Below are 25,180 nucleotides of genomic sequence, written 5' to 3' on the forward strand. Positions count from 1 at the left end.
GCGTGCGCCCCCCGCCCCCCGCCGGGGCGGGGGGGGGGGGGCCCCGCGGGGGGGGGGGGGGGGGGGCGCGGGGGGGGGGGGGCGGCCGCGCGCGGGGGGCCCCCCCCCCCCCCCCCCCCCCCCCCCCCCCCCCCCCGTTCCCGTGTGCCGGGCTCAGCCCAGCTGGTCGGCGTCGATGACGTCCTTGCCGGTCGGCGCCTCGACGTTCACCGGCTTGTCGATGCCGCTGAAGGAGACCTCGGCCGGCTCCTTGCCGGTGATGCTCGCCTTGAGCAGGTACGGCTTGCCCTCGGTGGCCACGAGCAGGGTCTCGGTGCCCTCGTCGGTCTTGGTGGTCAGGGTGAGGGCCTTCCGGCCGTCGACCGAGGTGACCTCGCCCTTCTCCGCGCCCTTGCTGTCGTCGAAGTCCTTGAGGAGCTCGTCCAGGTCGCACAGGGAGGCGAGCTCCTTGGAGTCGGCGTCCGAGGCCTTCGACTTCAGCCAGTGGCCGGCCAGCATCGTGACCGCCGCGTCCGCCTCGTCCTTGGGCATGTCCTTCATCTGGGAGCGGTAGAAGGGCTCGTCCGCCTTGATGAACACGAGCTCGCCGGAGCGGATCAGCTCGAAGGAGCCCTCCTGGCCGGCGATCGTGCCCCGGCAGTCCCCGGACTTGCTGACGGCCATGTTCAGCTCCATCGGCTTGCCCTCGTCCCAGATCTTGCCGCTGACGGTGAGCGAGGCGGCGCCGCGCAGGGTGTCCACGGACTTGTCCGCCACCTCGGAGCCCGACAGGTCCGCGAACGGGCCGGACGCGAAGCATCCGGTGAGGCCGAGGGCGGCGGCACAGGCGAGGGCGGCGGTGGTGGTGAAGCGGTGAGCGGTGCGCATGGGGACTCTCTAAGGCTTCTGGAGGGTGGGGGTGAAGGCGGATCGAAGGAGAATCGGAAGATTGTATTCCGTTTGATGCGGACCCCCACGGTCCGGCGGGTGATGACGTGCCGATCAGAGCAGATTCGTGTGAACCGAGTCAACATGAGTGGCTTAGATTTCTGAGTTCACGCTGTGAATCGGTCTCTCCGGTGTGAGCGGGTAAGCTCCCCGACATGCCCGAGGAGAACGCCGCAGCAGAGGTCACCGCGGCCGAGGTCGCCCGCCTGGCCGGAGTCGGCCGCGCGGCCGTCAGCAACTGGCGACGCCGCCACGCCGACTTCCCCAAGCCCGTCGGCGGTACCGAGACCAGCCCCTCCTTCTCCCTCGACGAGGTGGAGCACTGGCTGCGCGCCCAGGGCAAGCTCGCCGAGGTCCCGCTGCGCGAACGCGTCTGGCAGCAGATCGCCGGCCACCCCGGCGGAGCCGTCACCGCCCTCGTCCAGGCGGGCGGCGCCCTGCTCGTCGTACGGGACCGGCCCGCCGACTGGCTGGAGGCGGCCGCGGTGTCCGACGCGCGCATGGCCACCCTGCTGCGCCCCGTGCTCGACCAAGTGCTCGGCGCCCGCCTCGGGCCCGGCCACGCGCTCGCCGAGATCCCGCTGCCCCCGACCGCCGTGCCGCTGCTGCGGGCCGCCGCCGAACTCGCCGCGGAACTGGGGGCCCGCCAGGCCTTCGAGTTCCTCCTCGGGCGCCACCTCGACGCCAACCCCCGCCAGTACACGCTCACCCCGGACGGCCTCGCCGGGTTGATGGCCGCCCTCGTCGGACCCGCGGCCCGCACCGTCCTCGACCCCGCCTGCGGCACCGGCACCCTGCTGCGGGCCGTCCGCGGCGCCACCACCCTGTACGCGCAGGACTCCGCGCCCGAACTCGCCGCCCTCGCCGCCCTGCGCCTCGCCCTGAACGGGACGCCCCAGGTCCGCGCCGCCGCCGACGACAGCCTGCGGGCCGACGCCTTCGCCCAGGACACCGTCGACGCCGTGCTCTGCCACCCGCCGTTCAACGAACGCGGCTGGGGCCACGAGGAACTGGCCTACGACCCGCGCTGGGAATACGGTTTCCCGGCCCGCACCGAATCCGAACTCGCCTGGGTCCAGCACGCCCTGGCCCACCTGCGCGAGGGCGGCACCGCCGTGCTCCTCATGCCACCCGCCGTCGCCGCCCGCCGCTCCGGTCGCCGCATCCGGGCCGACCTGCTGCGCCGCGGCGCGCTACGGGCCGTCGTCGCGCTCCCGGCCGGCGCCGCGCCCCCGTACGGGATCCCCCTGCACCTGTGGGTGCTGCGCCGGCCCGCCCCGCAGGCGGCGCCCCCGGCCGGGCTGCTGCTCATCGACACCGCGGCCCTCGCCGCCGACGACGGACTCCGTTCCGCCTGGCCCGCCGTGCACGAAGCGGTGCCGGCCGCGTGGAGCGCGTACGACCGCACCGGCTCGGTGACGCCGACGCCGGGCGTCAGCCGCGTCGTCCCCGTCATCGAACTGCTCGACGACGACGTGGACCTCACCCCCGCCCGCCACCTGCCCCCGCCGACCGCCGCGGGCGGTCCGGCCGAGCTGACCGCCGTACGGGAGCGGCTCGGCGAGACCCTCGGCCGGGCCGCCCGCCTCACCCCGCCCGCCGCGGCGGCGCCCGCCGGCGGCACGGTCCGACCGCCGATGACCACCGTCGGCGAACTGGCCCGCGCCGGAGCCCTGGAACTGCACACCGGCACCGGCGGCGGCACCGGCTCGGCCCCCGTCCTCACCGAACAGGACGTCTACGTCGGAGGAGGCCCCACCGGCACCCTGGCGCCCACCGCCGACGAGCCCCTGCTCACCACCCCCGGCGACGTCCTCGTCCCCCTCGTCGGCGGCGCCGCCGTCGCCCGGGTCGTCGGCGAGACCACCGCGGGCGCCGTACCCGGCCGCGGCCTGGCCCTGCTGCGCCCCGACCCGGACGCCCTCGACCCGTGGTTCCTGGCCGGATTCCTCCGTGGCACCGCCAACACCCGCCGCGCCAGCAGCCACGCCTCCACCGCCACCCGGCTCGACGTCCGCAGGCTCCAACTGCCCCGGCTGCCCCTGACCCAGCAGCAGAGCTACGGGCAACGCTTCCAGGCGCTCGCCGAGTTCGAGGACGCGCTACGGCTGGCGGCGCGGCTCGGCGAACACCTCGTACAGGGTTTCCACGACGGCCTCTCCGACGGCACGGTCACGCCGGAGTGAACCGCCGTGCAGCGAGCGTGCAACGGTTGCGCGCATCCCCTCACCCCTGGCCGGGAACGCTGTATACCCTCAGACCCGAAACCTCTTCCGCACGGCCCGTCAGGAGCAGCGATGCACGGCCCCGGCATCCCGCCGCAGCATGGTCCCCGGCCCACCTCCGGGGGAGTGGTGGCACTGCGCGTGCTGTTCACGCTGCTCCCCCTCCTGAGCTGCGGCTTCCTGGCCTGGGCCTCGATGTTGCGGCTCGCGCTGCTGACCCGGAAGACCCGTGACTGGGTGCTGATGGGAACCACGATCGCGCTCTGCGCCCTGTGGGTCGTGCTGATCGAGCTCGACAAGACGCCCGAGGACGACGGCTGGCAGGGCAACCTGGCGCTCGCCGGCATGCTCATCACCACCTTCGCGAGCTGCGTCTACTTCCTCACCGTCGACATCCGCCACCACGAGGCGAAGGCGGCGGCCGCCGCCGCGCACTGGTACCCGGCGCAGTCCGCCCCGTACGCCGCGACGCAGCAGACCACGCCCGCGTACGGGTACCCGCCCCAGGCGCCCACGCCGGTCCCGGGTCAGATGCAGCCGCCGCAGGTACCCCCGCAGGCACCCGCCGCCCCGCGCATCGGGCAGGTCCGCGCCGAACTCGACGAGCTCAGCGAGCTGCTGCGCAAGCAGACCCCGCCGACCGGGGGCCCCCGCCAGGATCCCCACCGGACCCCGTTCCAGGACCCGCAGCAGTGACCGACCGGCTCATCGGCGACCGCTACCAGCTCGCGACCGTCCTCGGCCAGGGCGGCATGGGCCAGGTCTGGACCGCCTACGACCGGCGCCTCGACCGCCGCGTCGCCGTCAAACTGCTGCGCCCCGACAAGGTCGCCGGCCCCGGCACCGTCGCCGAGGAGCTGCGCCGCCGCTTCGTACGGGAATGCCGGGTCACCGCTCAGGTCGACCATCCCGGCCTGGTCACCGTGCACGACGCGGGCAGCGACGGCGACGAACTCTTCCTCGTCATGGGCTACGTGGAGGGCGCGGACCTCGCCGACCACCTCGCCGAGCACGACCCCTACCCCTGGCAGTGGGCGGTCGCCGTCGTCGCGCAGCTGTGCGCGGTCCTGTCGGCCGTGCACGCGGTGCCGATCGTGCACAGGGACCTCAAGCCCCGCAACGTGATGGTCCGCCCGGACGGCACCGTGCTCGTCCTGGACCTCGGCGTGGCCTCGGTCATGGACACCGACACCACCCGCCTCACCAGCACCGGCTCGCCCATCGGCAGCCCCGCCTACATGGCCCCCGAGCAGGCCATGGGCGGCGCCGTGGGCCCGTACACCGACCTGTACGCCCTCGGCGTGCTGCTGTACGAACTCCTCACCGGCAACGTCCCCTTCGCCGGATCCACCGCCCTCGGCGTCCTGCACCGGCACCTGTACGAGCCCCCGCTCCCGGTCCGCCAGATACGCCCGGAGATCCCGCCGGAGCTGGAGAAGCTCCTGCTCCACCTCCTCGCCAAGGACCCGCAGGACCGACCCTCCTCCGCCCAGGAGGTCTACGAGGCCCTGGCCCCGCTGCTGCCCGCACGGGGCAGCCGCACCCCGTCCGGCCCGCTCGACCCGACCCGGCCCTTCCTGCGCCCGCAGGCACCCTGGCCGGACCGGGCCGCGGTCATCCCGCCGCGGCCGAGCAGCCCGCCCGCGCCGCCCAAGCCCGACGTCCCCGGCGCCGTCGACGAGGCCCGCAAGCTCCTGGACGAGGGGCGCCTCACCCAGGCCGTGGACATCCTCGGCGGGATCCTGCCGGCGGCCGCCGCCGAGCACGGGGAGCACTCCCCGGTGGTCCGCTCCCTGCGCAAGCAGTACGCCGCCACGCTCATGGACGACGGCCAGTACCGGCGTGCCCTGCCGGAACTGCGCCGCCTCGCCGACGAGTTCCCGGCCGGGGACCCCCAGTCGCTGCGCTTCCGCTACGACTCGGCCCAGTGCCTGGAGCAACTCGGCGAGCCGGCCGCCGCCCTGGCGGAGTACCGCTCGCTGCTCCCGTTCTTCGAGAACCACTACGCCAACCCGGACCCGGGCCTGCCGCTGGAGGTCCGCCGCCGGATCGCCCACCTGCTGCTCTCCCTAGGCGACCGGCAGGCGGCCCACGACACCCTGGCCCGGCTGCTGTTCGACGCGGAACGGCTGCACGGACCGGCCCACCCCTTCCCGGCCGAGATCCGCCGCACCCTGCACTGGCTCAGCCAGGTGCGCTGACCCGGCGCCGGGCCCGTACCCGCAGGGCCGTGACCAGGACGATCCCCAGCGCACCCGCCGCGACCGCCAGCCCAGGGATCAGACCGGGCGGGCGGAACGCGCAGCTCACCGTGGTGGTGCCGGGGGAGAGCGGGATCGCCACCAGGCCCAGGTGATCGGCGGCCGGGCGGCCCTCGCAGGTCCAGCCGGCGATCGCGGGGACCGAGAGGACCGCCGTGCCGGTCGTGCCCGGCGCAAGCGTGGCGTGGACCTCGGCGGAGCCGACCCGGACCGAGGTCGCCGCCGTGGCCCGCAGGCCGGCCACCGCGGTGTCGAGCCGGGTCCGGTCCAGGCAGGACAGGGTCCACCGCGGGGGCGGGGCCGCGTCGAAGACCAGGGCCGAGGAGTTCCCGCGGGAGGGGCCCAGCGGCTGGAGGGCCGCCCGGTTGCGCGGGGCGTTGCCGTTCAGGCGGAAGGCGGGGCCGTCCGCGAGGCGGGCCGTCGCGTTGTACGCGGGGGCCCACAGGTAGGCCTCCGTGCCCGCGCGGCACACCCCGGGCGCGAGCGGCTCCTCGTACACCCGGGCGCCCAGCAACAGCTCCTGGTTGGCGAAGGGGGAGTCGTCGGCGTAGGAGAGGGCGGGGCCGGGCGGACGGGTCGTCACCAGCGGGGGCACCTCGGCGCGCCGCACCGTGCCGTCGGGCCGCAGGCGGGCGCCGACCGCGAAGACCGCGTCCGTCACCGGGTTGTCGAGGCTCTGGACGTTGCGTCCGCGCGAGGTCCAGCCCGCCCCGAGCGCGACCATCGTGCGGGTGAACACGTCCGGGGTGTGGCTGCTGTAGTACGAGCCGCCCTCGCCGCCCAGCAGCAGCGGGTCGTTGCCCGTCAGGGCCGGTCGGCCCGGGTCGGTGCGGTAGGCGGGCCAGCCCTCGGCGCCGGCCAGGGCCTCGGCCCGCGCGGTGTGCGCCGGCCCCCAGGACGGGTAGTCGTCCAGGCCGCCCAACGTGCCCTTGTGGCCGTAGGCGGTGGTGGCGGCGGCCTGCGTCAGCAGGACCAGCGCGAGCCCCCCGGCTGCCGGCCACGCGAGCCGGCGGTGGCGCAGTGCCCACCAGGCCGCGGCCGCCAGTGCCAGCCCGCCGCCGAACAGCGCGTAGCCCGCCGCCGTCGCCAGCGGGCTGTCGTACGCCCACAGCGCGGCGGCCGCCGATACGCCCGCCCCGGCCGCCAGCGCCGGCGGCCGGGGCAACCCGGCGGCGAGCCCGGTCCAGGCGGCGATCACGGCGATCCCGGCCCACACGAAGGTCTGTCGGTACGGGCTTCCGTTCGGGGTGGCGAAGAGGTGCCAGGCCAGGTGCGTGGGCGCGCACTGGAGGGAGAGCGCCACGGCCACGGTCAGCCCCGTCCACCACCACCGGGTACGGGCGGGGACCGCCCGGTGGAACGGCAGGGCGGCCACCAGCAGCAGGGTTCCGGTGCCCACGAACAGGGCCGGCGAGGAGAAGGAGTACGTCCCCGGCAGCAGCCGCGCGAACAGGTCGGCCGAGGACACCGGCCGGAACTCCTTGACCCACCCCGGGTACGCCTGCCCGGAGCTGAGGAAGAGGGGCAGCAGCACGGGTGCCGCGAGCGCGATCCCGAGGACGGTCGTCCCCGCCGCCCGCGCGATCACCGCCGTCCGGGCCCGGACACCCTCGCGCGTGAGCACCACCCGTACCAGCAGCACCAGGGCCGCACCCAGCGTCGCCATGTAGGCGGTGTAGAAGTTCGCCGTCCAGCAGGCCGCCACCACCAACGGCGCGAGCAGGATCCGGCGCCCGCGCAGGGCCCACTCCCCGGTGAGGCACAGCAGGGGGAAGGCGATCAAACCGTCCAACCACATCGGGTTGTAGGAGGCCTCGATCACCGACCAGCCGCACAGGGCGTACGAGGCTCCGAACAGCCCGGCCGCCCACCAGGGCCCGCGGCGCTGCGTGCGCAGCAGCCAGGTCATGGCCGCGGCCGCGGCCGACATCTTGAGCACGGTGACGACGTACACGGCGAGGTCGATGTCCGTGCGCGGGAAGAGCCCGACGAGAACGGCGAAGGGGCTGGTCAGATAGGTGCCCAGGTCCGGCAGGAAGCTCATGCCGTAGCCGGGGCGCCAGTTGAACAGCAGCCCGCCCTCCGCCCGGCCGTGCAGCAGGTCCCACAGCTGCGCGTGGAAGGGGACGAACTGGTTGCCGAGGTCGTTGACGCTGCGGTGGCGGCTTCCGTAGGGGAACACGCGGGCGGCGGCGTCCCCGGCGCACACGGCCACCGCGGTGAGCAGGGCGGCGAGCGCCGAGCCGAGCAGACTCCGGCGGCGCGGGGAGCGGCGCGGCGAGCGACGTGGCGCGGGACGCGGCGAGGTACGCGGCAAGGAGCGCGGCGAGCGGTGCGTTGTCGACATGGTGGGCCGACCTTGGCAGGGTCGGGTGACCGAAGGATGGCCTCAGGGTTGCCGGCGGCCGATCCGGGCCGTGGCCCGGGCGGCGAGGTACCCAGGATGGGTGACGGGTGGCGCGCCGCACACCCCGGAGCCCGTCGACTCGCCTATGAACGGTCCGTGTTCGGTCCGCGCGTGAATCGTTGGTCGAACCGGTGGTCCGGATCACCGTGACCTCATAACATCGATCACCGCACGGCCCTTTGTGCACCGACGCACAATCTCCCGGCCCTGGAGGCTCCTTTGCACCGTCGCACAGCGCTCTCCGTCTCCGCCGCCCTGCTGCTGGCGGCGCCCCTGCTGTCCGCCTGCTCGGGCGAACCGCGCCCCGGCACCGCGGCCGTCGTGGGCGGCGAACGGATCACCACCTCCGCGCTCCAGGCCCAGGTGAACGACGTCCGAGCGGCGCAGAACCGTTCCGGGCAGGCCGCCGCCGAACTCATCGCGAGCACCCCCCACCTGGAACGGCAGAAGCTCGACGCCCTCCTCCAGAGCCGGATCATCGACAAGATGGCCGACACCGCGGGGCTCACGGCCACCCCGAAGAACATCGAGGACGAACGCAAGGCGTACGTCGAGGAGAACGGCGGCAACGAGCAGTTCGAGGCACTGCTGTTGCAGAAGGGGGCCATGGCCCCCGGCCAGGTCGACCGCTTCCTCCGGGACCGGGTGCTCCTGACGGCGCTCACCGCCAAGTACGGAGCCGGGAAGCTGGAGGAGCCGGCCCGCGCCGCCGTCGAGGCCCTGCACATCGAGGTGAACCCGCGCTACGGCGCCTGGGACGCCAAGGAGATCAAGCTCGGCACCGGGCAGACGCCCTGGATCGACCAGCGGACGCGGCCCGAGGCGGCGCCCGCCGGAGCCTGACGCTCCGGGTCCCCCCGGGCCGTGGGCCGACGCGTCGGAGGTAGGTTCGGAGGGTGACCGACCACTCCGTACCCACCGCCACCCCCGACGCCGACGAGCCCACGGGCCGCATCGTCCTGCTGACCACCAGCCACCGGGTCGCCCCCGGCGTGCTGTCCTGGCCGGCGTGGCAGACCCTGCACGCCGCGGACCGGGTGCTGTGCGCCGACCCCGGCCACCCGCAGCTGCCGTATCTGCGGGAGGCGGGCATCGAGGTCGCGTTCGAGAGCCCGGACGCGCACGCGCTGGTCGAGGCCTGCGCGGGCGGCCGTACGGTCGTGGTGCTCCCGAGTGGCGAGGGCGACCAGCGGCTCACCGACGGACTGGCCCGGCTGGCCGGCTCGGGCCGGGTCTCCATGCCCGATTTGGAACTCCTGCCGGGCTCGTACGACCTGCCCGGCGCCCGCCTGCTCGACCTGGTCCAGGTGATGGACCGGGTCCGGCGCGAGTGCCCGTGGACCTCCCGGCAGACCCACCGGGGCCTGGCCAAGTACGCGATCGAGGAGGCGTACGAGCTGGTCGAGGCCATCGAGGACGGGGACCGCGAGGAGCTGCGCGAGGAGCTCGGCGACGTACTGCTCCAGGTGGTCTTCCACGCGCGGATCGCCGAGGAGGCCGGCCGGAACGGCGAGGACGGTGAGGACGGCGAGGACGGCGAGGAGGCCTTCTCCATCGACGACGTGGCCGGGGCGCTCGTCACGAAGCTGATCCACCGGCACCCGCACGTCTTCGGCGACGCGAAGGCCGAGACCCCGGAGGACGTCAGCGCGCACTGGCAGCGCACCAAGGCGGTGGAGAAGCGGCGGGAATCGGTCACCGACGGCATCCCGGTCGGCCAGCCCGGTCTGGCGCTCGCCGCCAAGCTCGCGGGCCGGGCCCGTACGGGCGGCGTGGCCGTGGAGCTGCCCCGCGGCGAGGGCATCGGGTACGAGCTGCTGGAGCTCGCGGCACGCGCCGAGGCGGCGGGGATCGACCCCGAGACCGCGCTGCGCGCGGCGGCCCGCGCCTACCGCGACGCGATCCGGGCGGCCGAGGGCCTCGCGGGTCCGGGCCGGTAGCGGCCCGCCCTTCTCCTAGTACTCCCTGGGCGCGCGGGCCGAGGGGTCCAGCCAGTGCGGCGCCGGGCGGTCCAGGAACCACTCGCCGAAGCCCAGCGGCCGCTCCCCGTACCCGGGGCCGCGGGCCGGTAGCGCGTCGTGGAAGAGGCGGCCGGGGCAGGCGCCCAGCTCCTGGAGCAGGTGGGCGGTCTCGTCGACGAACTGCGGCGGACCGCTGAGGTAGACGTCCTGATCCGGCCACAGTCCCCGGTGGCCGAGCGCGGTCGCGAGCCGGTCGGTGGCCTGGTTGCGGTGCTGCCCGGGCGCGGGCGTGATGTAGGTGACGGCGAGCCAACCGCAGCGGGCGGCGTACGCGTCGATGAGCGGGCGGTCGTAGAGGTGCGCGCCGTCCCGCGCCACCACGAAGAGCCGTACGTCCTGATCGGGAGGGCGCTCCGCGAGATCCTCCACCAGGGCCCGGATCGGCGCCCAACCGGTGCCGGCGGCGATCAGGCTGACCGGGCGGTCCGCGCGGCGGAAGGTCAGCTGCCCGCCGGCGGCGCCGAGCCGCAGCACGTCGCCCGGCCGGGTCTCGCGGACCAGGACGGTGCTCAGCCGGCCCCGGTCGACCCGGCTGACGTGCAGATCGAGGGTGCCGTCGGGGCGGGGGGCATTACCGATGGAGTAGGTGCGCCAGGTCGTCGGGAGGCGTTCGCTGCTCACGCTCGTGTACTGGCCGGGGAGATAGGGGAAGGGGACGTGCGGCCGGAGCGTGAGGACGCCTATGTCATCTCCGTACTGGAGGTGCCGCACGACCTCCGCGTTCCACCACGGCGGGTCCTCGCCGGTGTCGGCGGCGGCCGTCATCGCGTCGGCCATCACCTGGTAGGCCTCGGCCCAGGCCTTCTCGACGGACGGGGTCCAGGCCGCGCCGGAGGTCTCCGCGAGCGCGGCGAGCAGGCTGGCGCCGACGGCCGCGTAGTGCTCGGGGCGGACCAGGAACTTGCGGTGGTCGCGTCCCAGGTCGCGCAGGTAGGGGCCGAGGGTCTCGTCGTCGAGGTGGGCGATCAGGTGGGTGAGCGCGGCGAAGAGCCGGTCACGCTGGCGTTCCATGTCGTGCGGGGAGTCCGGGAAGAGGGCGCGGATGCCGGGGTTGTGCCAGAAGAGGTGGGAGTAGAAGAACTTGACGGCGTGCTCGGCTCGTCGCTCCACCACCGCGAAACTGCTCTTCAAGATCCTGACATCCACAAAACCGAAAGTAGGAATGCCGGAGAAGTTCAGGTCAAGGGATGGCCGATCTACGGACAGCCGCGACGAACCGCCTATATCGGATGGGGGTTCGGCGCCGGGATACGGTCGTCAGGTGCACGAGCAGACCTCCGGAACCCCCGCCGAGACCACCGCGGACACCTCTTCCACCGAGGGCCCCACCCTCTTCGACTGGGAGTTCGCGACCGACCCCTACCCGGCCTACGCCTGGCTGCGCGAGCACTCCCCGGTGCACCGCACCAAGCTGCCCAGCGGAGTCGAGGCCTGGCTCGTCACCCGGTACGCCGACGCCCGCCAGGCCTTGGCCGACCAGCGGCTCAGCAAGAATCCGGCGCATCACGCGGGGCCCGCGCACGCCAAGGGCAGGACCGGGATCCCGGGGGAGCGCAAGGCGGAGCTGATGACGCACCTGCTCAACATCGACCCGCCGGACCACACCCGGCTGCGGCGGCTGGTGTCCAAGGCGTTCACCCCGCGCAGGGTCGCCGAGTTCGCCCCGCGGGTGCAGGCGCTCACCGACCACCTGATCGACGCCTTCGCGGCGAAAGGTGAGGCTGATCTCATTCACGAGTTCGCCTTCCCGCTCCCCATCTATGCCATCTGCGACATGCTCGGGGTCCCGCGCGAGGACCAGGACGACTTCCGTGACTGGGCCGGCATGATGATCCGCCACGGCGGCGGTCCGCGCGGCGGGGTGGCCCGGTCGGTCAAGCAGATGCGGACCTACCTCGGTGAACTCATTCACCGCAAAAGGGATGATCTGGGCGACGATCTGATCTCCGACCTGATCCGGGCGAGCGACCACGGGGACCATCTGACGGAGGGCGAGGCCACCGCCATGGCCTTCATCCTGCTTTTCGCCGGTTTCGAGACCACCGTGAACCTCATCGGCAACGGGGTCCACTCCCTCTTCATGAACCCCGACCAGCGCGAGCGCCTCCAGCGCTCCCTCGCCGCCGGGGAGAGCGGAATGCTGGCCACCGGGGTCGAGGAACTGCTGCGGTACGACGGCCCGGTGGAACTCGCCACCTGGCGGTTCGCCACCGAGTCGCTGACGCTCGGCGGCATGCGGATCGAGGCGGGTGACCCGGTCCTGGTCGTCCTCGCGGCCGCCGACCGGGATCCGGAGCGCTTCGCGGAGCCGGATACCCTCGACCTCTCCCGGACCGACAACCAGCACCTCGGATACGGGCACGGCATCCACTACTGCCTGGGTGCTCCGCTCGCACGACTTGAAGGGCAGACCGCGCTCGCGACTTTGCTGACGCGTCTGCCTGATCTGGAACTGGCTGTTCCGCCCCAAGACCTGCGCTGGCGTGGTGGGTTGATCATGCGAGGGCTACGTACTCTTCCCGTTCGATTCGCGGCTCAAAACACTTGCGCGAAACCTGATTAAAAGTCAGATCCGGCTTGAACTTGTGACAATCGTTCGAAGGCCGCTAGGTTCTGCCGTTACCCCGCTGTTATGCGAAAGGTGATCCCTCATGCTCTCCGGGAACGGCCGTCACAGACGCCCCCGCCAGGTCCCCGCGCTGGTCGTCACAGCCGGTGTCACTGGCTCCGCGTTGGCCATGCCTCTGCTGGCCGCCACCAGCGCCACCGCCGCCGACACGTCCACATGGGACAAGGTCGCCGAGTGCGAGAGCGGTGGCTCCTGGAGCGCCAACTTCGGCAGCGGCGCCTACGGCGGACTCCAGTTCACCCAGGAGGAATGGCAGAGCGCCGGCGGGCTCGAATTCGCCGAGCGCCCCGACCTGGCGAGCCGTTCGCAGCAGATCGCCGTGGCCGAGCGGGTGCTGGGCTCGACAGGGCCGCAGGCGTGGCCGCTGTGCGCGGCCTCGGCCGGCCTGGTCAAGGAGAGCCCCGCCGCACAGGTGGACCCCGGTCTGCCCGGCGGCCGGGGCCCGCTGACTCCCGCACCGTCCCGCCCGGACGACGCCGTTCCGTCGACCGGCGGCAGCAAGCCGTCCACGGACTACGGATCCCCGACCCCGGCCCCGGACCCGAGCCCGTCCAGCACCCCGTTCCTCATTCCCGACGCCCCGTCCATCGGACTGCCCGTCATGCCCGCCCCGGACGTCCCGACGACGCCCCCGGTCGACCCGACGGCCCCGGTGCAGCCGGGCGACCCGACCGATACGCCGACCCCCGTCGACCCGACGGCGCCGACGCAGCCGGTCGACCCGACCGCGCCGCCCACCACCGCGCCCGTCACGCCGGGGCTGCCCCCGGTCGACCCGACGGCCCCCGTGACCCCGGTGGTCCCGCAGACCACCGGTGCCACTCCGGTCGAGGGCAACGGCAAGCACCGCGGTGCGCCGGAGGCCGACCCGTCGGCTCTGCCTGACGCCTCGTCGAACCCCGTCTACACGGTCCAGGCGGGCGACAGCCTGGCGACCATCGCGGTTGCCAAGGGCGTAAAGGGGGGCTGGAACGGTCTCTACCAGGCCAATGAGCAGGTCATCGGCGAGGACGCCGACCTCATCAAGCCGGGTCAGAACCTGGATCTAACCCCGCAATAAGGACAGTTCAGTTATCCGGAAAGAGTCGAATGTCGGATTTCTGTAAGTGAGACATGTGTCTCTTCCGGTCAACTGGCGTGTCTCGCCCAGGGCATTGCGCAAACCCTGCCCTCACCTGCGCAAACACCCCTGCGAGGGACGCAAGTAGGGGTCGTTTCTCCCCGATGTTGCTCGTTGAACATCGGGGAGAGACCTGTCTACCTTCTGAATCGCTCGCCACCGCGAGCTCCTTCGACCGCATCGCCGAATCCTGCCGGCGGACGGGGGGAACAGTCGTCGCGTCAAGCGCCGAAGGCAGGAGCGGGGGAACCAAGGTAGGTGCCGGGAGCGGCCGTTGAGAGACGGTCACGCCACCGGCTTGGGGTCAAGACGTGCGCTAGGTCGCACGGCCGGGCAACTCACTCGCCCGAACCCGACAGCTCACCTCGTAGGCGTCGGTGAGGAGAAACTCCATGCTGCTTTCCGGCAAGGGCAAGCACCGTCGCGGTACTGCAATCGAGCGGTCTGTCCGGATCGTCACGCTCGCCGGTGTCGCCGGTGTGGCCGTGGCCGCCCCCCTGATGGCCGCGGGCACCGCCAGCGCCGCCACCTCGTCCGAGTGGGACAAGGTCGCGCAGTGCGAGTCCGGTGGCAACTGGGCCATCAACACGGGCAACGGCTACTACGGCGGCCTGCAGTTCTCGCCCTCCACCTGGTCCGGCTTCGGCGGCAAGTCCTACGCCCCGCAGGCCAACCAGGCCACCAAGGCGCAGCAGATAGCCGTCGCGGAGAAGGTCCTCAAGAGCCAGGGCAAGGGCGCCTGGCCGTCCTGCGGCAAGGGTCTGTCGAACTCCTCCTACGCCGGTGGCGGCGCCGAGGCCCCGGCCTCCAAGCCGCAGTCGAAGCCGAAGCCGAAGGCCGAGACGAAGAAGACCGAGACCAAGAAGACCGAGACCAAGGTCGCGCCGAAGCAGGAGACCAAGCGTCCCGAGGCTCCGACCACCCGCTCCGAGCGCGCCGAGGCTCCGGTCGCGCCGAAGACCGGCAACGGCTCGTACGAGGTCAAGTCGGGCGACACCCTGGGCACCATCGCCGAGGCCAACGGCGTCAAGGGCGGCTGGCAGCAGCTGTTCGAGCTCAACAAGGACATCGTCGTGGACGCCGACCTGATCTACCCGGGTCAGAAGCTGAAGCTCAGCTGAACACCGCGGTAGCACCGCGGGAACATGTACGCGGCGTCAGCTGACACCGTGCAGGATTCCCACCGCCCGGCGCGTGCCTCACGCGCCGGGCGGTGCCGCGTTCGGCCCAGTAGCCCGATGATCAAGCGACCCTATGTCCCGGAAGAGGGGTATTCGGTCCCTTTTTCGTCCCAGGGTCCGGGCGGTCGGGCGGTCGAGTGCCCGGAGCCGGTTAGGCTCTAGGCGGCAAGGCCATCCCACGGCCTGACATGCCACCGCACACTCAGCGTCACATCCCAGAAGGAGATGCTCGTGCCGTCCATCGACGTCGTCGTAGCCCGGGAAATCCTGGACTCCCGAGGCAACCCCACGGTCGAGGTCGAGGTGGGCCTCGACGATGGCAGCACCGGCCGTGCTGCAGTTCCGTCCGGCGCCTCCACCGGTGCATTCGAGGCCATCGAGCTGCGTGACGGTGACCCCAACCGTTACTTCGGCAAGGGTGTCGAGAAGGCCGTCCTCGCCGTCATCGAGCAGATCGGCCCGGAGCTCGTCGGCTACGACGCCACCGAGCAGCGGCTGATCGACCAGGCCATGTTCGACCTGGACGCCACCGACAACAAGGGCTCGCTCGGCGCCAACGCCATCCTCGGCGTGTCCCTGGCCGTCGCGCACGCCGCGTCCGAGGCCTCGGACCTTCCGCTCTTCCGCTACCTCGGCGGTCCGAACGCGCACCTGCTGCCCGTTCCGATGATGAACATCCTCAACGGTGGGTCGCACGCCGACTCCAACGTGGACATCCAGGAGTTCATGATCGCCCCCATCGGCGCGGAGTCCTTCTCCGAGGCGCTGCGTTGGGGTGCCGAGGTCTACCACACCCTCAAGAAGGTCCTGCACACCAAGGGCCTCTCCACCGGCCTGGGTGACGAGGGCGGCTTCGCCCCGAACCTGGAGTCCAACCGCGCCGCGCTCGACCTCATCATCGAGGCGATCAAGCAGGCCGGCTACGTCCCGGGCAAGGACATCGCGCTCGCGCTCGACGTCGCCGCGTCCGAGTTCTACAAGGACGGCCAGTACGAGTTCGAGGGCAAGTCCCGCTCGGCCGCCGAGATGACCGACTACTACGCCGAGCTCGTCGAGGCGTACCCGCTCGTCTCCATCGAGGACCCGCTGTTCGAGGACGACTGGGACGGCTGGAAGACCATCACCGACCGCCTCGGCGCCAAGGTCCAGATCGTCGGTGACGACCTGTTCGTCACCAACCCGGAGCGCCTGGCCCGCGGTATCGAGGAGGGCTCCGCGAACGCCCTGCTCGTGAAGGTGAACCAGATCGGTTCGCTGACCGAGACCCTGGACGCCGTCGAGATGGCCCAGCGCAACGGCTTCAAGTGCATGATGTCCCACCGCTCCGGTGAGACCGAGGACGTCACCATCGCCGACCTCGCCGTCGCCGTGAACTGCGGTCAGATCAAGACCGGCGCCCCGGCCCGCTCGGACCGTGTCGCCAAGTACAACCAGCTGCTGCGCATCGAGGAGATCCTCGACGACGCCGCGGTGTACGCGGGCCGCTCCGCCTTCCCGCGCTTCAAGGGCTAATCACCCCCCTGAGGGGCTGGCCTCCGTACGTCCCCGCACTCGGTCCCGTACCGTGTGCGGGGACGTATTGCGTAGTGCGTACCTAGGGGAGGCGGACCAATGGCCGGGAACCGGGATCGGTTCTCCACCTTCTCCACCGCGACGAGGCTCAAGCAGCTCGGCGAGCGGACCGCCGCCCACGTCTACCGGTCGCAGTCGCGGCGTCAGGTCCGCCGCAGCCGGCTCACCGGCCGCGCCGCGCTCCTGGTGCTCGTCCTCTGTACGCTGGTCGTCGCCCTCGCGTACCCGATGCGCCAGTACGTCTCCCAGCGTTCGGAGATCGCGAAGCAGCAGCGGGCCGCCGCGGCCGCGCGGGACCGCCTGGAGCGGCTCCGCGACGAGAAGGCCCGCTGGCAGGACGACGCCTACGCGGAGCAGCAGGCGCGCAAGCACCTGCACTTCCTGAGGCCGGGGGAGATCAGCTACATCATGAGCGACCCCGGGGCCCAGCCCCCGCAGCAGCACCGGACCGGTCAGGCCGGCTCCGACCGCCCCTGGTACTCCAACGTCTGGGACGGCGTCGACAAGGCCGACCGTCCCGGCGAGTGATCCGGCCCGCAGGGCCGAAGCACCACAGCACCGCAGCACCCATCCACGAGAACGAAGAGACTTCCTCCAGGCATGCAGACGCCCCCGCCCCAGACCGACCGGACCGAGCCGACCGACGCGGACATCGACGCGTTCCAGCAGCAGCTCGGCCGCCCGCCGCGCGGGCTGCGCGCCATCGCGCACCGCTGCCCCTGCGGCCAGCCGGACGTGGTGGAGACCGCCCCGCGCCTCCCCGACGGCACCCCCTTCCCGACGCTGTACTACCTCACCTGCCCGCGCGCGGCCTCCGCGATCGGCACGCTGGAGGCGAACGGCGTGATGAAGGAGATGCAGGCCCGGCTCGCCGAGGACAAGGAACTGGCCGCCGCCTACCAGGCCGCCCACGAGGACTACATCGAGCGGCGCGACGCCATCGAGGTGCTCCAGGGCTTCCCGAGCGCCGGCGGCATGCCGGACCGGGTGAAGTGCCTGCACGTGCTGGTCGGCCACTCCCTGGCCGCCGGCCCCGGGGTGAACCCGTTCGGCGACGAGGCCCTCGCCATGCTGCCGGAGTGGTGGGCCAAGGGCGCCTGCGTCGTGCCGTGCGGGGAGAAGAAGACGGACGAGCAGGAGTCCGGCGCGTGACCCGGGTCGCCGCCGTCGACTGCGGTACGAACTCCATCCGGCTGCTGGTGGCGGACTGCGACCCGGCCACCGGTGAGCTGATCGAGCTGGACCGCCGGATGACGATCGTCCGGCTGGGCCAGAGCGTGGACCGGACCGGCCGGCTGGCCCCGGAGGCACTGGAGCGTACCTTCGCCGCCTGCCGTGAGTACGCGGGAGTGATCAAGGAGTTCGGGGCGGAGCGGGTGCGCTTCGTGGCGACCTCCGCCTCCCGGGACGCGGAGAACCGGGCGGACTTCGTCCGGGGTGTCCTGGACATCCTGGGCGTCGAGCCCGAGGTGATCTCCGGTGACCAGGAGGCGGAGTTCTCCTTCACCGGCGCCACCAAGGAGCTCACGGCGCACGAGCACCTGGAGCGCCCCTTCCTGGTGGTGGACATCGGCGGCGGCTCGACCGAGTTCGTGGTCGGCGAGGAGCACGTACGGGCCGCCCGGTCCGTGGACATCGGCTGCGTCCGGATGACCGAGCGGCACCTGGTGGTGGACGGGGTCGTCACCGACCCGCCGACCGCGGAGCAGGTCGCCGCGATCCGGGCCGACATCGAGGCGGCGCTGGACCTGGCCGCCGAGAGCGTCCCGCTGGCCGAGGCGCGCACCCTGGTGGGCCTGGCCGGGTCGGTGACCACGGTCGCCGGGATCGCGCTGGAACTGCCGGCGTACGAGTCCTCCGCGATCCACCACTCCCGGATCTCCTACGAGCAGGTGCGCGCGATCAGCGAGCGCATGCTGACGGCGACGCACGCGGAGCGCGCGGCGATCCCCGTGATGCACGCGGGCCGGGTGGACGTGATCGGCGCGGGCGCGCTGGTGCTTTTGGCGATCATGGAGCGCATCGGCGCTTCCGAGGTTGTCGTGTCGGAGCACGACATCCTCGACGGCATCGCCATCAAGACCGCGGAAGACGCCGAGGCCGGCAGGAGCCGCTGAACGATGGCGCTCCGGTCGGCCGACCGGAGCGCCGTCGTCACGTCGGACTCAGATGTTGCGGTAGACGTCGCGCCGGTCGCCGACCTTGACGACGAGGATGACGAGCTCACCGTCCAGGACTTGATAGGCGATCCGGTAGCTGCCGACCCGGAGCCGGTAGAGGCCGGACGGTCCGGTGAGTTTCTCGACGTCGGCGTCCTCGCGGTACGGATCGTCTCCCAGCGCGGTCAGCGCGGCGAGGATGCGCATCGCGGTCGGCCTGTCGATCGCCCGGAGCTGTCGTTGCGCCGCCGTGGTGAACCGGAACGCGTACTTCACGCCGCTCCGTCACCCCGCTCGCTGAACAGGTCGGCCAGCAGCTCTGCCATGGTCACAGTCGGACCGTCTTCGGCCAGCACGGCCTCCGCCTCGCGGGCGAGCAGTTCGTCCGCCGCCTCTTCGAGCGCGTTGAAGTCCGCGATGGGGACCAGGGCAGCCACCGGAGCGCCGTTACGGGTGATTATGGTCGGTGTGCCCTGCTCCGCCCGATTGATGTGGTCCGCGAGATGGGCGCGGGCCTCGCGCACGGTCACTGCGTTCTCACTCATGACAGCAGTGTACGCGCGGAGGTGTACACGCACCGGTCCGGCAGTGAACATGTGCGGGTTCACCGGGAATGCTGGATGGAATCGCTTGGTCGATCGCTTGAACGACCTTCGAACCAGTCCGTGAGGGCTGTTTCGGGGTCGCCGCGCCCGTGATCCACATCAACTTCGTGAAGTTCTTCACAAGGAAAAAGGGTCTATGGAGTCGATGGAGGGGCCCTTTGGGGTCCTCCGGAGGCCCGCAGGCCCTTTTTCGCTCTCGTTCGTGCGATCGACGGAGGCGACGGGGTCCGCGTCAGAGGTATGGACGAAGCCCTGTGGTCCAGTCCGCTTTCGGCCTTGGAGGCCAGTTCAGGACGGGTGAACAACGACTCCGGACACCTTCTGGTTCCCATCCCGCGTCATGACCTCCGTCACGTGGGCGGCGGAGTGTAGCAGAGGGTCTCCCCGTCCTTGTGAAGGGGCTCACGAGCGACACCCCTTTGGGTGCTGGATACTCGTTCCATGAGCACCACGGAGCGTCCCAGGATCCTCGTTGTAGGAGGTGGGTACGTAGGCCTGTACGCAGCCAAGCGCATCATGAAGAAGATGCGCTACGGCGAGGCGACCGTCACGGTCGTCGACCCGCGCTCGTACATGACCTACCAGCCCTTCCTCCCTGAAGTGGCCGCAGGCAGCATCTCGCCTCGGCACGTCGTCGTCCCGCTGCGACGCGTGCTGCCCAAGGCAGAGGTTCTCACCGGCCGGGTCACCAGCATCGACCAGGACCGCAAGGTCGCCGTCGTCACGCCGCTCGTCGGCGAGGCGTACGAGCTGCCCTTCGACTACCTGGTGATCGCGCTCGGCGCCGTCTCCCGCACCTTCCCGATCCCCGGCCTCGCCGAACAGGGCATCGGTATGAAGGGCGTCGAAGAGGGCATCGGCCTGCGCAACCACGTCCTCGAGCAGCTCGACAAGGCCGAGTCCACGACGGACGAGAACGTCCGCCGCAAGGCCCTCACCTTCGTCTTCGTCGGCGGCGGCTTCGCCGGTGCGGAGACCATCGGTGAGGTCGAGGACATGGCTCGGGACGCCGCGAAGTACTACTCCACGATCAAGCGCGAGGACATGCGCTTCATCCTGGTCGACGCGGCCGACAAGATCCTTCCCGAGGTCGGGCCCAAGCTCGGCACCTGGGGTAAGGAGCACCTCGAGTCCCGCGGCATCGAGATCTACCTCAGCACCTCCATGGACTCCTGCGTGGACGGCCACGTGGTGCTGAAGAACGGCCTCGAGGTCGACTCCAACACCATCGTGTGGACCGCCGGCGTCAAGCCGAACCCGGTGCTGGCCCGTTACGGCCTGCCGCTGGGCCCCCGCGGCCACGTGGACGCCCAGCCGACCCTCCAGGTCACGGGCACGGACTACATCTGGACCGCCGGCGACAACGCCCAGGTTCCGGACGTCGCCTCCCGCAAGGCCGGCGTCGAGAACGCCTGGTGCCCGCCGAACGCCCAGCACGCGCTGCGTCAGGCCAAGGTCCTCGGCGACAACGTCATCTCGGGCATGCGGGGCTTCCCGCAGGCCGAGTACTCGCACTCCAACAAGGGTGCGGTGGCGGGCCTCGGCCTCCACAAGGGCGTCGCGATGATCGTCATGGGCAAGACGAAGATCAAGCTCAAGGGCCGGCTGGCCTGGTACATGCACCGTGGCTACCACGGCATGGCCATGCCGACCTGGAACCGCAAGATCCGCGTCTTCGCCGACTGGACCCTCGCGATGTTCCTCAAGCGCGAGGTCGTCTCCCTCGGTGCGCTGGAGACCCCGCGCGAGGAGTTCTACGAGGCCGCCAAGCCGGCGCCGGCCCCGGCCGCCGCCGCTGCCCCGGCCGCGAAGGCCAAGGCCTCCTGACGGTTCCGACCGGCAGGAGCTGAGCTCCACCCGCTCCACTTGCTCCAACCGCTGCACCTGTACGACTTGTACGACCCCGAAGGGGCCGCCCGCCATCCGTGGTGCGGGCGGCCCCTTCGGCGTACCCGGGGCCCGGGATGGGTAGACGGAGGGGTCGGAGTTTTGTGGAGGTGCGCCATGACCGACGCCGCGCCGCGGCTCGCCGTTGTTGCCGAGACCCTGCTGGGTGCCCCGCTGCCGGTACGTGTGCGGGCCTGGGACGGCAGCGAGGCCGGCCCGCCCGACGGCCCCGTGCTCGTCATCCACGACCGCCGAGCCGTGCGGCGGATGCTCTGGAGGCCCGGCGAGCTGGGCCTGGCCAGGGCCTGGGTAGCGGGCGAACTGACGGTCGAGGGAAGTCTGTTCGAGCTGCTGGACCGGGTGGCGGGCCTCTTGTGGGCGCGCGAGCCCGACCCGCCGCCCGTCGTCCTCACCGTCTCCACCGCCCAAGGCGGTCCCGGACCGTTCGCGGCCCTCGGCGGCATCGCCCGCCGCGCCGGGCTGCCCGCGCTCTCCGACCTGCCGGGGGCGCGGTGGCGCGACCCCGCCCACCGGGCCGCCGCGCGCGAGCTGATCGCCATCGCCGGACCGCTGCCCCCGCCCCCGCCCCCCGCCGAGGAGGCGGCCTCCAGGCGGCGCGGAACCCGCCACAGCAAGAGCCGGGACCGCCGGGCCGTCAGCCACCACTACGACGTCGGCAACGACTTCTACGAACGGGTCCTGGGCCCCACCATGGTGTACTCCTGCGCCTACTGGAGCCCCGGCTCCACCCTGGAGCGGGCCCAGTACGACAAGCTCGACCTGGTCTGCCGCAAGCTCGCCCTGCGGCCCGGGGACCGGCTGCTCGACGTCGGCTGCGGCTGGGGCTCCATGGCACTGCACGCGGCCCGCGAGTACGGCGTCCGGGTCACCGGGGTCACGCTCTCCCGAGAGCAGGCCGTGTACGCCCGTAAACGGGTCGCGGACGAGGGACTGACGGAGCGGGTGGACATCCGGATCCAGGATTACCGGGACGTCGACGACGGGCCGTTCGACGCCATCTCCTCCATCGGGATGGCCGAACACGTCGGAGCCGACCGCTACCGGGACTACGCCCGTGCCCTGCACGCCCTGCTGCGCCCCGGCGGGCGGCTGCTGAACCATCAGATCGCCCGTCCGCCGGAGCCGGACGAGGAGGCGTACCGGATCGACGAGTTCATCGACGCCTACGTCTTCCCCGACGGCGAGCTCTCGCCGCTCGGCACCACCGTCGGCGAGCTGGAGCGGGCCGGCTTCGAGGTCCGTGACGTCGAGGCGCTGCGCGAGCACTACGGGCTGACCCTGCGGGCCTGGGTGGCCCGGCTGGAGGAGCACTGGGCGGAGGCGGTACGGCTGACCTCGCCCGGGCGGGCCCGGGTCTGGCAGCTCTACATGGCGGCCTGCGCGCTGGGCTTCGAGCGGGGCCGGCTCGGGGTCAACCAGGTGCTCGCGGTACGCCCCACGGCGGCCGGGGACGCCCGGCTGCCCCTGAGGCTGCGCACCTGGGACACGGAAGCAGAAACGGTCTAGCAGCGGTCGGGAGCGCGGAAGGGCCCCGGGGCGGTGTGCCCCGGGGCCCTTCCTGTGTCCCTGCCGCCGCTACTCCGTCTTGATGGCGGTGAGCATGTTCAGGCGGGCGGCGCTACGGGCCGGCCACATGGCGGCCAGGACACCGACCACGGCGGCCAGCAGGAGGAAGATGCCGATCCGGTCCCACGGGAGGATCAGTTCGTAGTTCGGCATGGACTTCGCCAGCGTGCTGCCGACGGCCCAGGCGAGGAAGACGCCGATGGCGACACCCAGCGCCGCGCCGAAGAGCGAGATCGACACGGCCTCCAGGCGGATCATGTTCTTGACCCGGCCCCGGTCGAGACCGATCGCCCGCAGCATGCCGATCTCCTGGGTCCGCTCGAAGACGGACATCGCCAGCGTGTTGACCACGCCGAGCACCGAGATGAGCAGTGCCATGCCGAGCAGGCCGTACATGATGTTCAGCATGGTGTTGATCATGCCGCCCATCTCGTTGCGCATGTCCTGCTGGGTGGCGACGTTGATGGCCGGGTTCTTGCCGAGCGCGTCGACGACCTTCTGCTGACCGGCCTTGGAGGCCCCGCCGTCGACGTTGACGTACACCTCGGAGACGGCGCTCTCCTCGCTGTGCTTGCTGAGGATCTTGTCGTCGAGGACGTACGGGGAGAGCAGGCCCTCCATGTCCTTGTAGACCGCGCCGACCTTCAGGGTCTCCGTCTGGCCGTCCTCGTACTTCACGTTCACCGTGGAACCGACGGCGAGGTTCGCCTTCTTCGCGGTCTTCTCGGCGACCAGGATCTCGCCCTTGCCGAGGGATTCCACGGAGCCGCTGACGGTCTCGATGTTCAGCAGCCGGCCGATGCCGGCCGGGTTGACGCCGGAGGCGGACCGGAAGTCGTCGCCGACCATGAAGTACCCGGCGGTCTGCGGGGAGACCGCCTTGATGCCGGGGGTCTTGGCCAGCGTCTCGGTCACCGACCGGTCGAGGTAGCCCATGCCGCCGGCCATGGAGACCTTGTAGTCGGCCTTGAGCTTCTCGGTGCTCATCCGGTCGACGACCTTGCCGACGGTGATGCCGAGCACCGACAGGGTGGTGACCAGGGTCAGGCCGATCGCCAGCGAGGCGGCGGTGACGGCGGTGCGGCGCGGGTTGCGGACGGCGTTCTGGGAGGCCAGCTTGCCGGGGATCCCGAACACCTTCTGCAGCAGCGGGCGCAGGGCCCCGATGACCGGCCTGGCGAGCAGGGGCAGCAGCACGATCATGCCGATGAGCATGAAGAAGGCGCCCGCGCCGATGGTCATACGGCCGGTGTCGCCGCCGCTCGAGACGCCGAGCAGGACCAGGCCGATGCCGATGACGCTGATGATCGAGCCGAGGATGTTGCGGACGAGCAGGGACTTCGCGGTGGCGGGCAGGTGGGCGCTGCCCATGGCGGCGACCGGGGCGATCCGGCCGGTGCGCCAGGCCGGCAGCACCGCGGCGACCGTGGTGACCAGGACGCCGATGACCAGGGCCGCGACGATGGTGCCCGGGGCGATCACGAGGTCACCGCCCGGGAGCTTGGCGCCGAACGATTCGAGCACCGAGCGCATGCCGACCGCGAGTCCGATGCCGCTGAGCAGGCCGACGACGGCGGAGACGACGCCGACGACCAGGGCCTCGGCGAGCACCGAGCGCATGACCTGACCCCGGTTGGCGCCGATGGCGCGCAGCAGGGCCAGCTCCTTGGTGCGCTGGGCGACCAGCATGGTGAACGTGTTGTAGATCAGGAAGATGCCGACGAAGAGCGAGATGCCGGCGAAGACGAGCAGCATGGTGCCCATCTGACCGAGGCCCTTCTCGATGTCCTTGGCCTGCTTCTCGGCGAGCGCGGCGCCCGTCTGGGCGGTGGTGTGCTTGCCGTCGACCAGCGGCTTGATGTCGGCGAGCAGCTTCTCGTCCGAGGTGCCTGCCTTGGCCGCGACCGACATCTCGTGGAAGTAGCCGGGCTTGAGGTAGAGCTCCTGGGCGACCTTGGTCTCGAAGAGCACGAGGCTGCCGCCGGCCTGGACGCCGCCGTCCTCGGTGGTGAAGACACCGGCGAGGGAGTACTCCTTCACCGGGCCGTTCGTGGCGACGCGCACCTTGTCGCCGACCTTGTACTTGCCCGTCTCGGCGGTCGCCTTGTCGAGCGCGATCTCGTCGGCCTTGGCCGGACCGGCGCCCGCGACGAAGGCGTACCGCGGGTTCTTGCCGTCCTTGACGGGCGTGAAGTTGGAGCCCTGGTTGGACCAGCCGGCGCCGATCAGCTTGCCGTTCTCGTCGCCGACGCCGGCGAATCCGCTGACGCGTCCGGAGACGGACTCGACGCCCGGGAGCGCCTTGACCTTGTCGAGGGTGGCCTGGCCGAGGCCCGGCTCGCCCTCCTTCTCACCCTGGTCGTTGCGGCCCTGGCCGTAGGAGGTGACGGAGACGGCGACGCCCGCGTAGTCCTTGGCGGACTGGCCGGAGAGGGACTTCTTGAGGGTGTCGGTGAAGACGAGGGTGCCGGAGACGAAGGCGACGCCGAGGGTGACGGCGAGCACCGTCATCAGCAGCCGGGCCTTGTGCGCGAGGACATTGCGCAGGGCTGTACGGAACATGGGTTTCGAGTCCTGGGGCTGGAAGTCTGGAGGAGGG

20 protein-coding genes and 1 riboswitch are annotated in these 25,180 nt (G+C 71.8%); of the genes, 14 read left to right on the plus strand and 6 right to left on the minus strand.

What is annotated here, in order from left to right:
* Window positions 1-153: 153 nt before the first annotated feature.
* A complete protein-coding gene (locus ACGFYY_RS31760; RefSeq protein ID WP_393714705.1) occupies window positions 154-867 on the minus strand; it encodes a hypothetical protein in 714 nt (237 codons plus the stop codon).
* A 215-nt stretch (window positions 868-1,082) separates the two neighbouring features.
* Here ACGFYY_RS31760 and ACGFYY_RS31765 point away from each other — a divergent pair, with 215 nt between their 5' ends.
* From ACGFYY_RS31765 to ACGFYY_RS31775, 3 genes are all read left to right on the plus strand, one after another.
* Window positions 1,083-3,113 carry a class I SAM-dependent DNA methyltransferase gene (locus ACGFYY_RS31765; protein WP_393714707.1) on the plus strand — a complete coding sequence of 677 codons (2,031 nt, stop codon included), beginning with the start codon at window positions 1,083-1,085 and terminating at the stop codon, window positions 3,111-3,113.
* 111 nt (window positions 3,114-3,224) lie between these two features.
* Entirely contained in the window at window positions 3,225-3,848 is a 624-nt protein-coding gene (locus ACGFYY_RS31770) for a hypothetical protein (protein WP_393714709.1), read from the plus strand.
* Window positions 3,845-5,353: a serine/threonine-protein kinase gene (locus ACGFYY_RS31775; RefSeq protein ID WP_365264513.1), complete on the plus strand. Its 1,509-nt coding sequence runs from the start codon at window positions 3,845-3,847 to the stop codon at window positions 5,351-5,353. The genes ACGFYY_RS31770 and ACGFYY_RS31775 overlap by 4 nt, the downstream gene beginning before the upstream one ends.
* Here ACGFYY_RS31775 and ACGFYY_RS31780 read toward each other — a convergent pair.
* Window positions 5,337-7,760: a YfhO family protein gene (locus tag ACGFYY_RS31780; RefSeq protein WP_393714712.1), complete on the minus strand. Its 2,424-nt coding sequence runs from the start codon at window positions 7,758-7,760 to the stop codon at window positions 5,337-5,339. The two genes, ACGFYY_RS31775 and ACGFYY_RS31780, sit on opposite strands and share 17 nt — an antisense overlap.
* A gap of 279 nt (window positions 7,761-8,039) precedes the next feature.
* Between ACGFYY_RS31780 and ACGFYY_RS31785 the strand changes: the two genes are divergently transcribed.
* Both ACGFYY_RS31785 and ACGFYY_RS31790 read left to right on the plus strand, forming a co-directional pair.
* A complete protein-coding gene (locus ACGFYY_RS31785) occupies window positions 8,040-8,663 on the plus strand; it encodes a SurA N-terminal domain-containing protein (RefSeq protein ID WP_393714714.1) in 624 nt (207 codons plus the stop codon).
* A 53-nt stretch (window positions 8,664-8,716) separates the two neighbouring features.
* On the plus strand, window positions 8,717-9,760 hold the full coding sequence (locus tag ACGFYY_RS31790) for a nucleoside triphosphate pyrophosphohydrolase (RefSeq protein WP_393714716.1): 1,044 nt from the start codon (window positions 8,717-8,719) through the stop codon (window positions 9,758-9,760).
* Window positions 9,761-9,775: 15 nt separating this feature from the next.
* Here the strand turns inward: ACGFYY_RS31790 and ACGFYY_RS31795 are convergent, their stop codons facing one another.
* Window positions 9,776-10,972 carry a globin domain-containing protein gene (locus tag ACGFYY_RS31795; protein WP_393714718.1) on the minus strand — a complete coding sequence of 399 codons (1,197 nt, stop codon included), beginning with the start codon at window positions 10,970-10,972 and terminating at the stop codon, window positions 9,776-9,778.
* 130 nt (window positions 10,973-11,102) lie between these two features.
* On the opposite strand from ACGFYY_RS31795, the gene ACGFYY_RS31800 reads away from it, so the two are divergent.
* From ACGFYY_RS31800 to ACGFYY_RS31830, 7 genes are all read left to right on the plus strand, one after another.
* The gene (locus ACGFYY_RS31800; protein ID WP_393714720.1) at window positions 11,103-12,404 is read left to right on the plus strand and encodes a cytochrome P450; all 1,302 of its coding nucleotides are present in this window, start codon (window positions 11,103-11,105) and stop codon (window positions 12,402-12,404) included.
* 88 nt (window positions 12,405-12,492) lie between these two features.
* Entirely contained in the window at window positions 12,493-13,530 is a 1,038-nt protein-coding gene (locus ACGFYY_RS31805; RefSeq protein ID WP_393714722.1) for a transglycosylase family protein, read from the plus strand.
* 276 nt (window positions 13,531-13,806) lie between these two features.
* Window positions 13,807-13,979, plus strand: a riboswitch (cyclic di-AMP (ydaO/yuaA leader).
* 3 nt (window positions 13,980-13,982) lie between these two features.
* The gene (locus tag ACGFYY_RS31810; protein ID WP_393714724.1) at window positions 13,983-14,711 is read left to right on the plus strand and encodes a transglycosylase family protein; all 729 of its coding nucleotides are present in this window, start codon (window positions 13,983-13,985) and stop codon (window positions 14,709-14,711) included.
* A 285-nt stretch (window positions 14,712-14,996) separates the two neighbouring features.
* Window positions 14,997-16,283, plus strand: coding sequence for a phosphopyruvate hydratase (gene eno / locus ACGFYY_RS31815; protein WP_365264534.1), 1,287 nt, complete (start codon window positions 14,997-14,999; stop codon window positions 16,281-16,283).
* Window positions 16,284-16,382: 99 nt separating this feature from the next.
* Window positions 16,383-16,871, plus strand: coding sequence for a septum formation initiator family protein (locus tag ACGFYY_RS31820; RefSeq protein WP_365264537.1), 489 nt, complete (start codon window positions 16,383-16,385; stop codon window positions 16,869-16,871).
* 72 nt (window positions 16,872-16,943) lie between these two features.
* Window positions 16,944-17,495 (plus strand): DUF501 domain-containing protein, encoded by a 552-nt coding sequence (locus ACGFYY_RS31825; protein ID WP_365264539.1) that lies wholly within the window; start codon window positions 16,944-16,946, stop codon window positions 17,493-17,495.
* On the plus strand, window positions 17,492-18,460 hold the full coding sequence (locus ACGFYY_RS31830; RefSeq protein ID WP_393714727.1) for an exopolyphosphatase: 969 nt from the start codon (window positions 17,492-17,494) through the stop codon (window positions 18,458-18,460). The genes ACGFYY_RS31825 and ACGFYY_RS31830 overlap by 4 nt, the downstream gene beginning before the upstream one ends.
* A gap of 48 nt (window positions 18,461-18,508) precedes the next feature.
* Here ACGFYY_RS31830 and ACGFYY_RS31835 read toward each other — a convergent pair whose 3' ends face one another.
* Both ACGFYY_RS31835 and ACGFYY_RS31840 read right to left on the minus strand, forming a co-directional pair.
* Window positions 18,509-18,778, minus strand: a complete 270-nt coding sequence (locus tag ACGFYY_RS31835) for a type II toxin-antitoxin system RelE/ParE family toxin (protein ID WP_393714729.1) — start codon at window positions 18,776-18,778, stop codon at window positions 18,509-18,511.
* Window positions 18,775-19,047 (minus strand): type II toxin-antitoxin system Phd/YefM family antitoxin, encoded by a 273-nt coding sequence (locus tag ACGFYY_RS31840; RefSeq protein WP_393714731.1) that lies wholly within the window; start codon window positions 19,045-19,047, stop codon window positions 18,775-18,777. The genes ACGFYY_RS31835 and ACGFYY_RS31840 overlap by 4 nt, the downstream gene beginning before the upstream one ends.
* A 501-nt stretch (window positions 19,048-19,548) precedes the next feature.
* On the opposite strand from ACGFYY_RS31840, the gene ACGFYY_RS31845 reads away from it, so the two are divergent.
* Window positions 19,549-20,934, plus strand: a complete 1,386-nt coding sequence (locus ACGFYY_RS31845; RefSeq protein WP_365264544.1) for an NAD(P)/FAD-dependent oxidoreductase — start codon at window positions 19,549-19,551, stop codon at window positions 20,932-20,934.
* 177 nt (window positions 20,935-21,111) lie between these two features.
* Entirely contained in the window at window positions 21,112-22,521 is a 1,410-nt protein-coding gene (locus tag ACGFYY_RS31850) for a class I SAM-dependent methyltransferase (protein ID WP_393714733.1), read from the plus strand.
* Between the two features lie 69 nt (window positions 22,522-22,590).
* On the opposite strand, the gene ACGFYY_RS31855 is transcribed toward ACGFYY_RS31850, so the two are convergent.
* Window positions 22,591-25,143 (minus strand): ABC transporter permease, encoded by a 2,553-nt coding sequence (locus tag ACGFYY_RS31855; protein ID WP_393714735.1) that lies wholly within the window; start codon window positions 25,141-25,143, stop codon window positions 22,591-22,593.
* Window positions 25,144-25,180: the final 37 nt, after the last annotated feature.

The organism is Streptomyces sp. NPDC048331, from assembly GCF_043201215.1.
Lineage (GTDB): Bacteria > Actinomycetota > Actinomycetes > Streptomycetales > Streptomycetaceae > Streptomyces.

Excerpts from the sequence above, each read along its gene's own strand:
- ACGFYY_RS31850 (WP_393714733.1), top strand. The coding sequence starts at position 21,112 with ATGACCGACGCCGCGCCGCGGCTCGCCGTTGTTGCCGAGACCCTGCTG.
- ACGFYY_RS31820 (WP_365264537.1), top strand. The coding sequence starts at position 16,383 with ATGGCCGGGAACCGGGATCGGTTCTCCACCTTCTCCACCGCGACGAGG.
- ACGFYY_RS31760 (WP_393714705.1), bottom strand. The coding sequence starts at position 867 with ATGCGCACCGCTCACCGCTTCACCACCACCGCCGCCCTCGCCTGTGCC.
- ACGFYY_RS31780 (WP_393714712.1), bottom strand. The coding sequence starts at position 7,760 with ATGTCGACAACGCACCGCTCGCCGCGCTCCTTGCCGCGTACCTCGCCG.
- ACGFYY_RS31845 (WP_365264544.1), top strand. The coding sequence starts at position 19,549 with ATGAGCACCACGGAGCGTCCCAGGATCCTCGTTGTAGGAGGTGGGTAC.
- ACGFYY_RS31825 (WP_365264539.1), top strand. The coding sequence starts at position 16,944 with ATGCAGACGCCCCCGCCCCAGACCGACCGGACCGAGCCGACCGACGCG.
- eno (WP_365264534.1), top strand. The coding sequence starts at position 14,997 with ATGCTCGTGCCGTCCATCGACGTCGTCGTAGCCCGGGAAATCCTGGAC.
- ACGFYY_RS31770 (WP_393714709.1), top strand. The coding sequence starts at position 3,225 with ATGCACGGCCCCGGCATCCCGCCGCAGCATGGTCCCCGGCCCACCTCC.
- ACGFYY_RS31810 (WP_393714724.1), top strand. The coding sequence starts at position 13,983 with ATGCTGCTTTCCGGCAAGGGCAAGCACCGTCGCGGTACTGCAATCGAG.
- ACGFYY_RS31765 (WP_393714707.1), top strand. The coding sequence starts at position 1,083 with ATGCCCGAGGAGAACGCCGCAGCAGAGGTCACCGCGGCCGAGGTCGCC.
- ACGFYY_RS31855 (WP_393714735.1), bottom strand. The coding sequence starts at position 25,143 with ATGTTCCGTACAGCCCTGCGCAATGTCCTCGCGCACAAGGCCCGGCTG.
- ACGFYY_RS31840 (WP_393714731.1), bottom strand. The coding sequence starts at position 19,047 with ATGAGTGAGAACGCAGTGACCGTGCGCGAGGCCCGCGCCCATCTCGCG.
- ACGFYY_RS31805 (WP_393714722.1), top strand. The coding sequence starts at position 12,493 with ATGCTCTCCGGGAACGGCCGTCACAGACGCCCCCGCCAGGTCCCCGCG.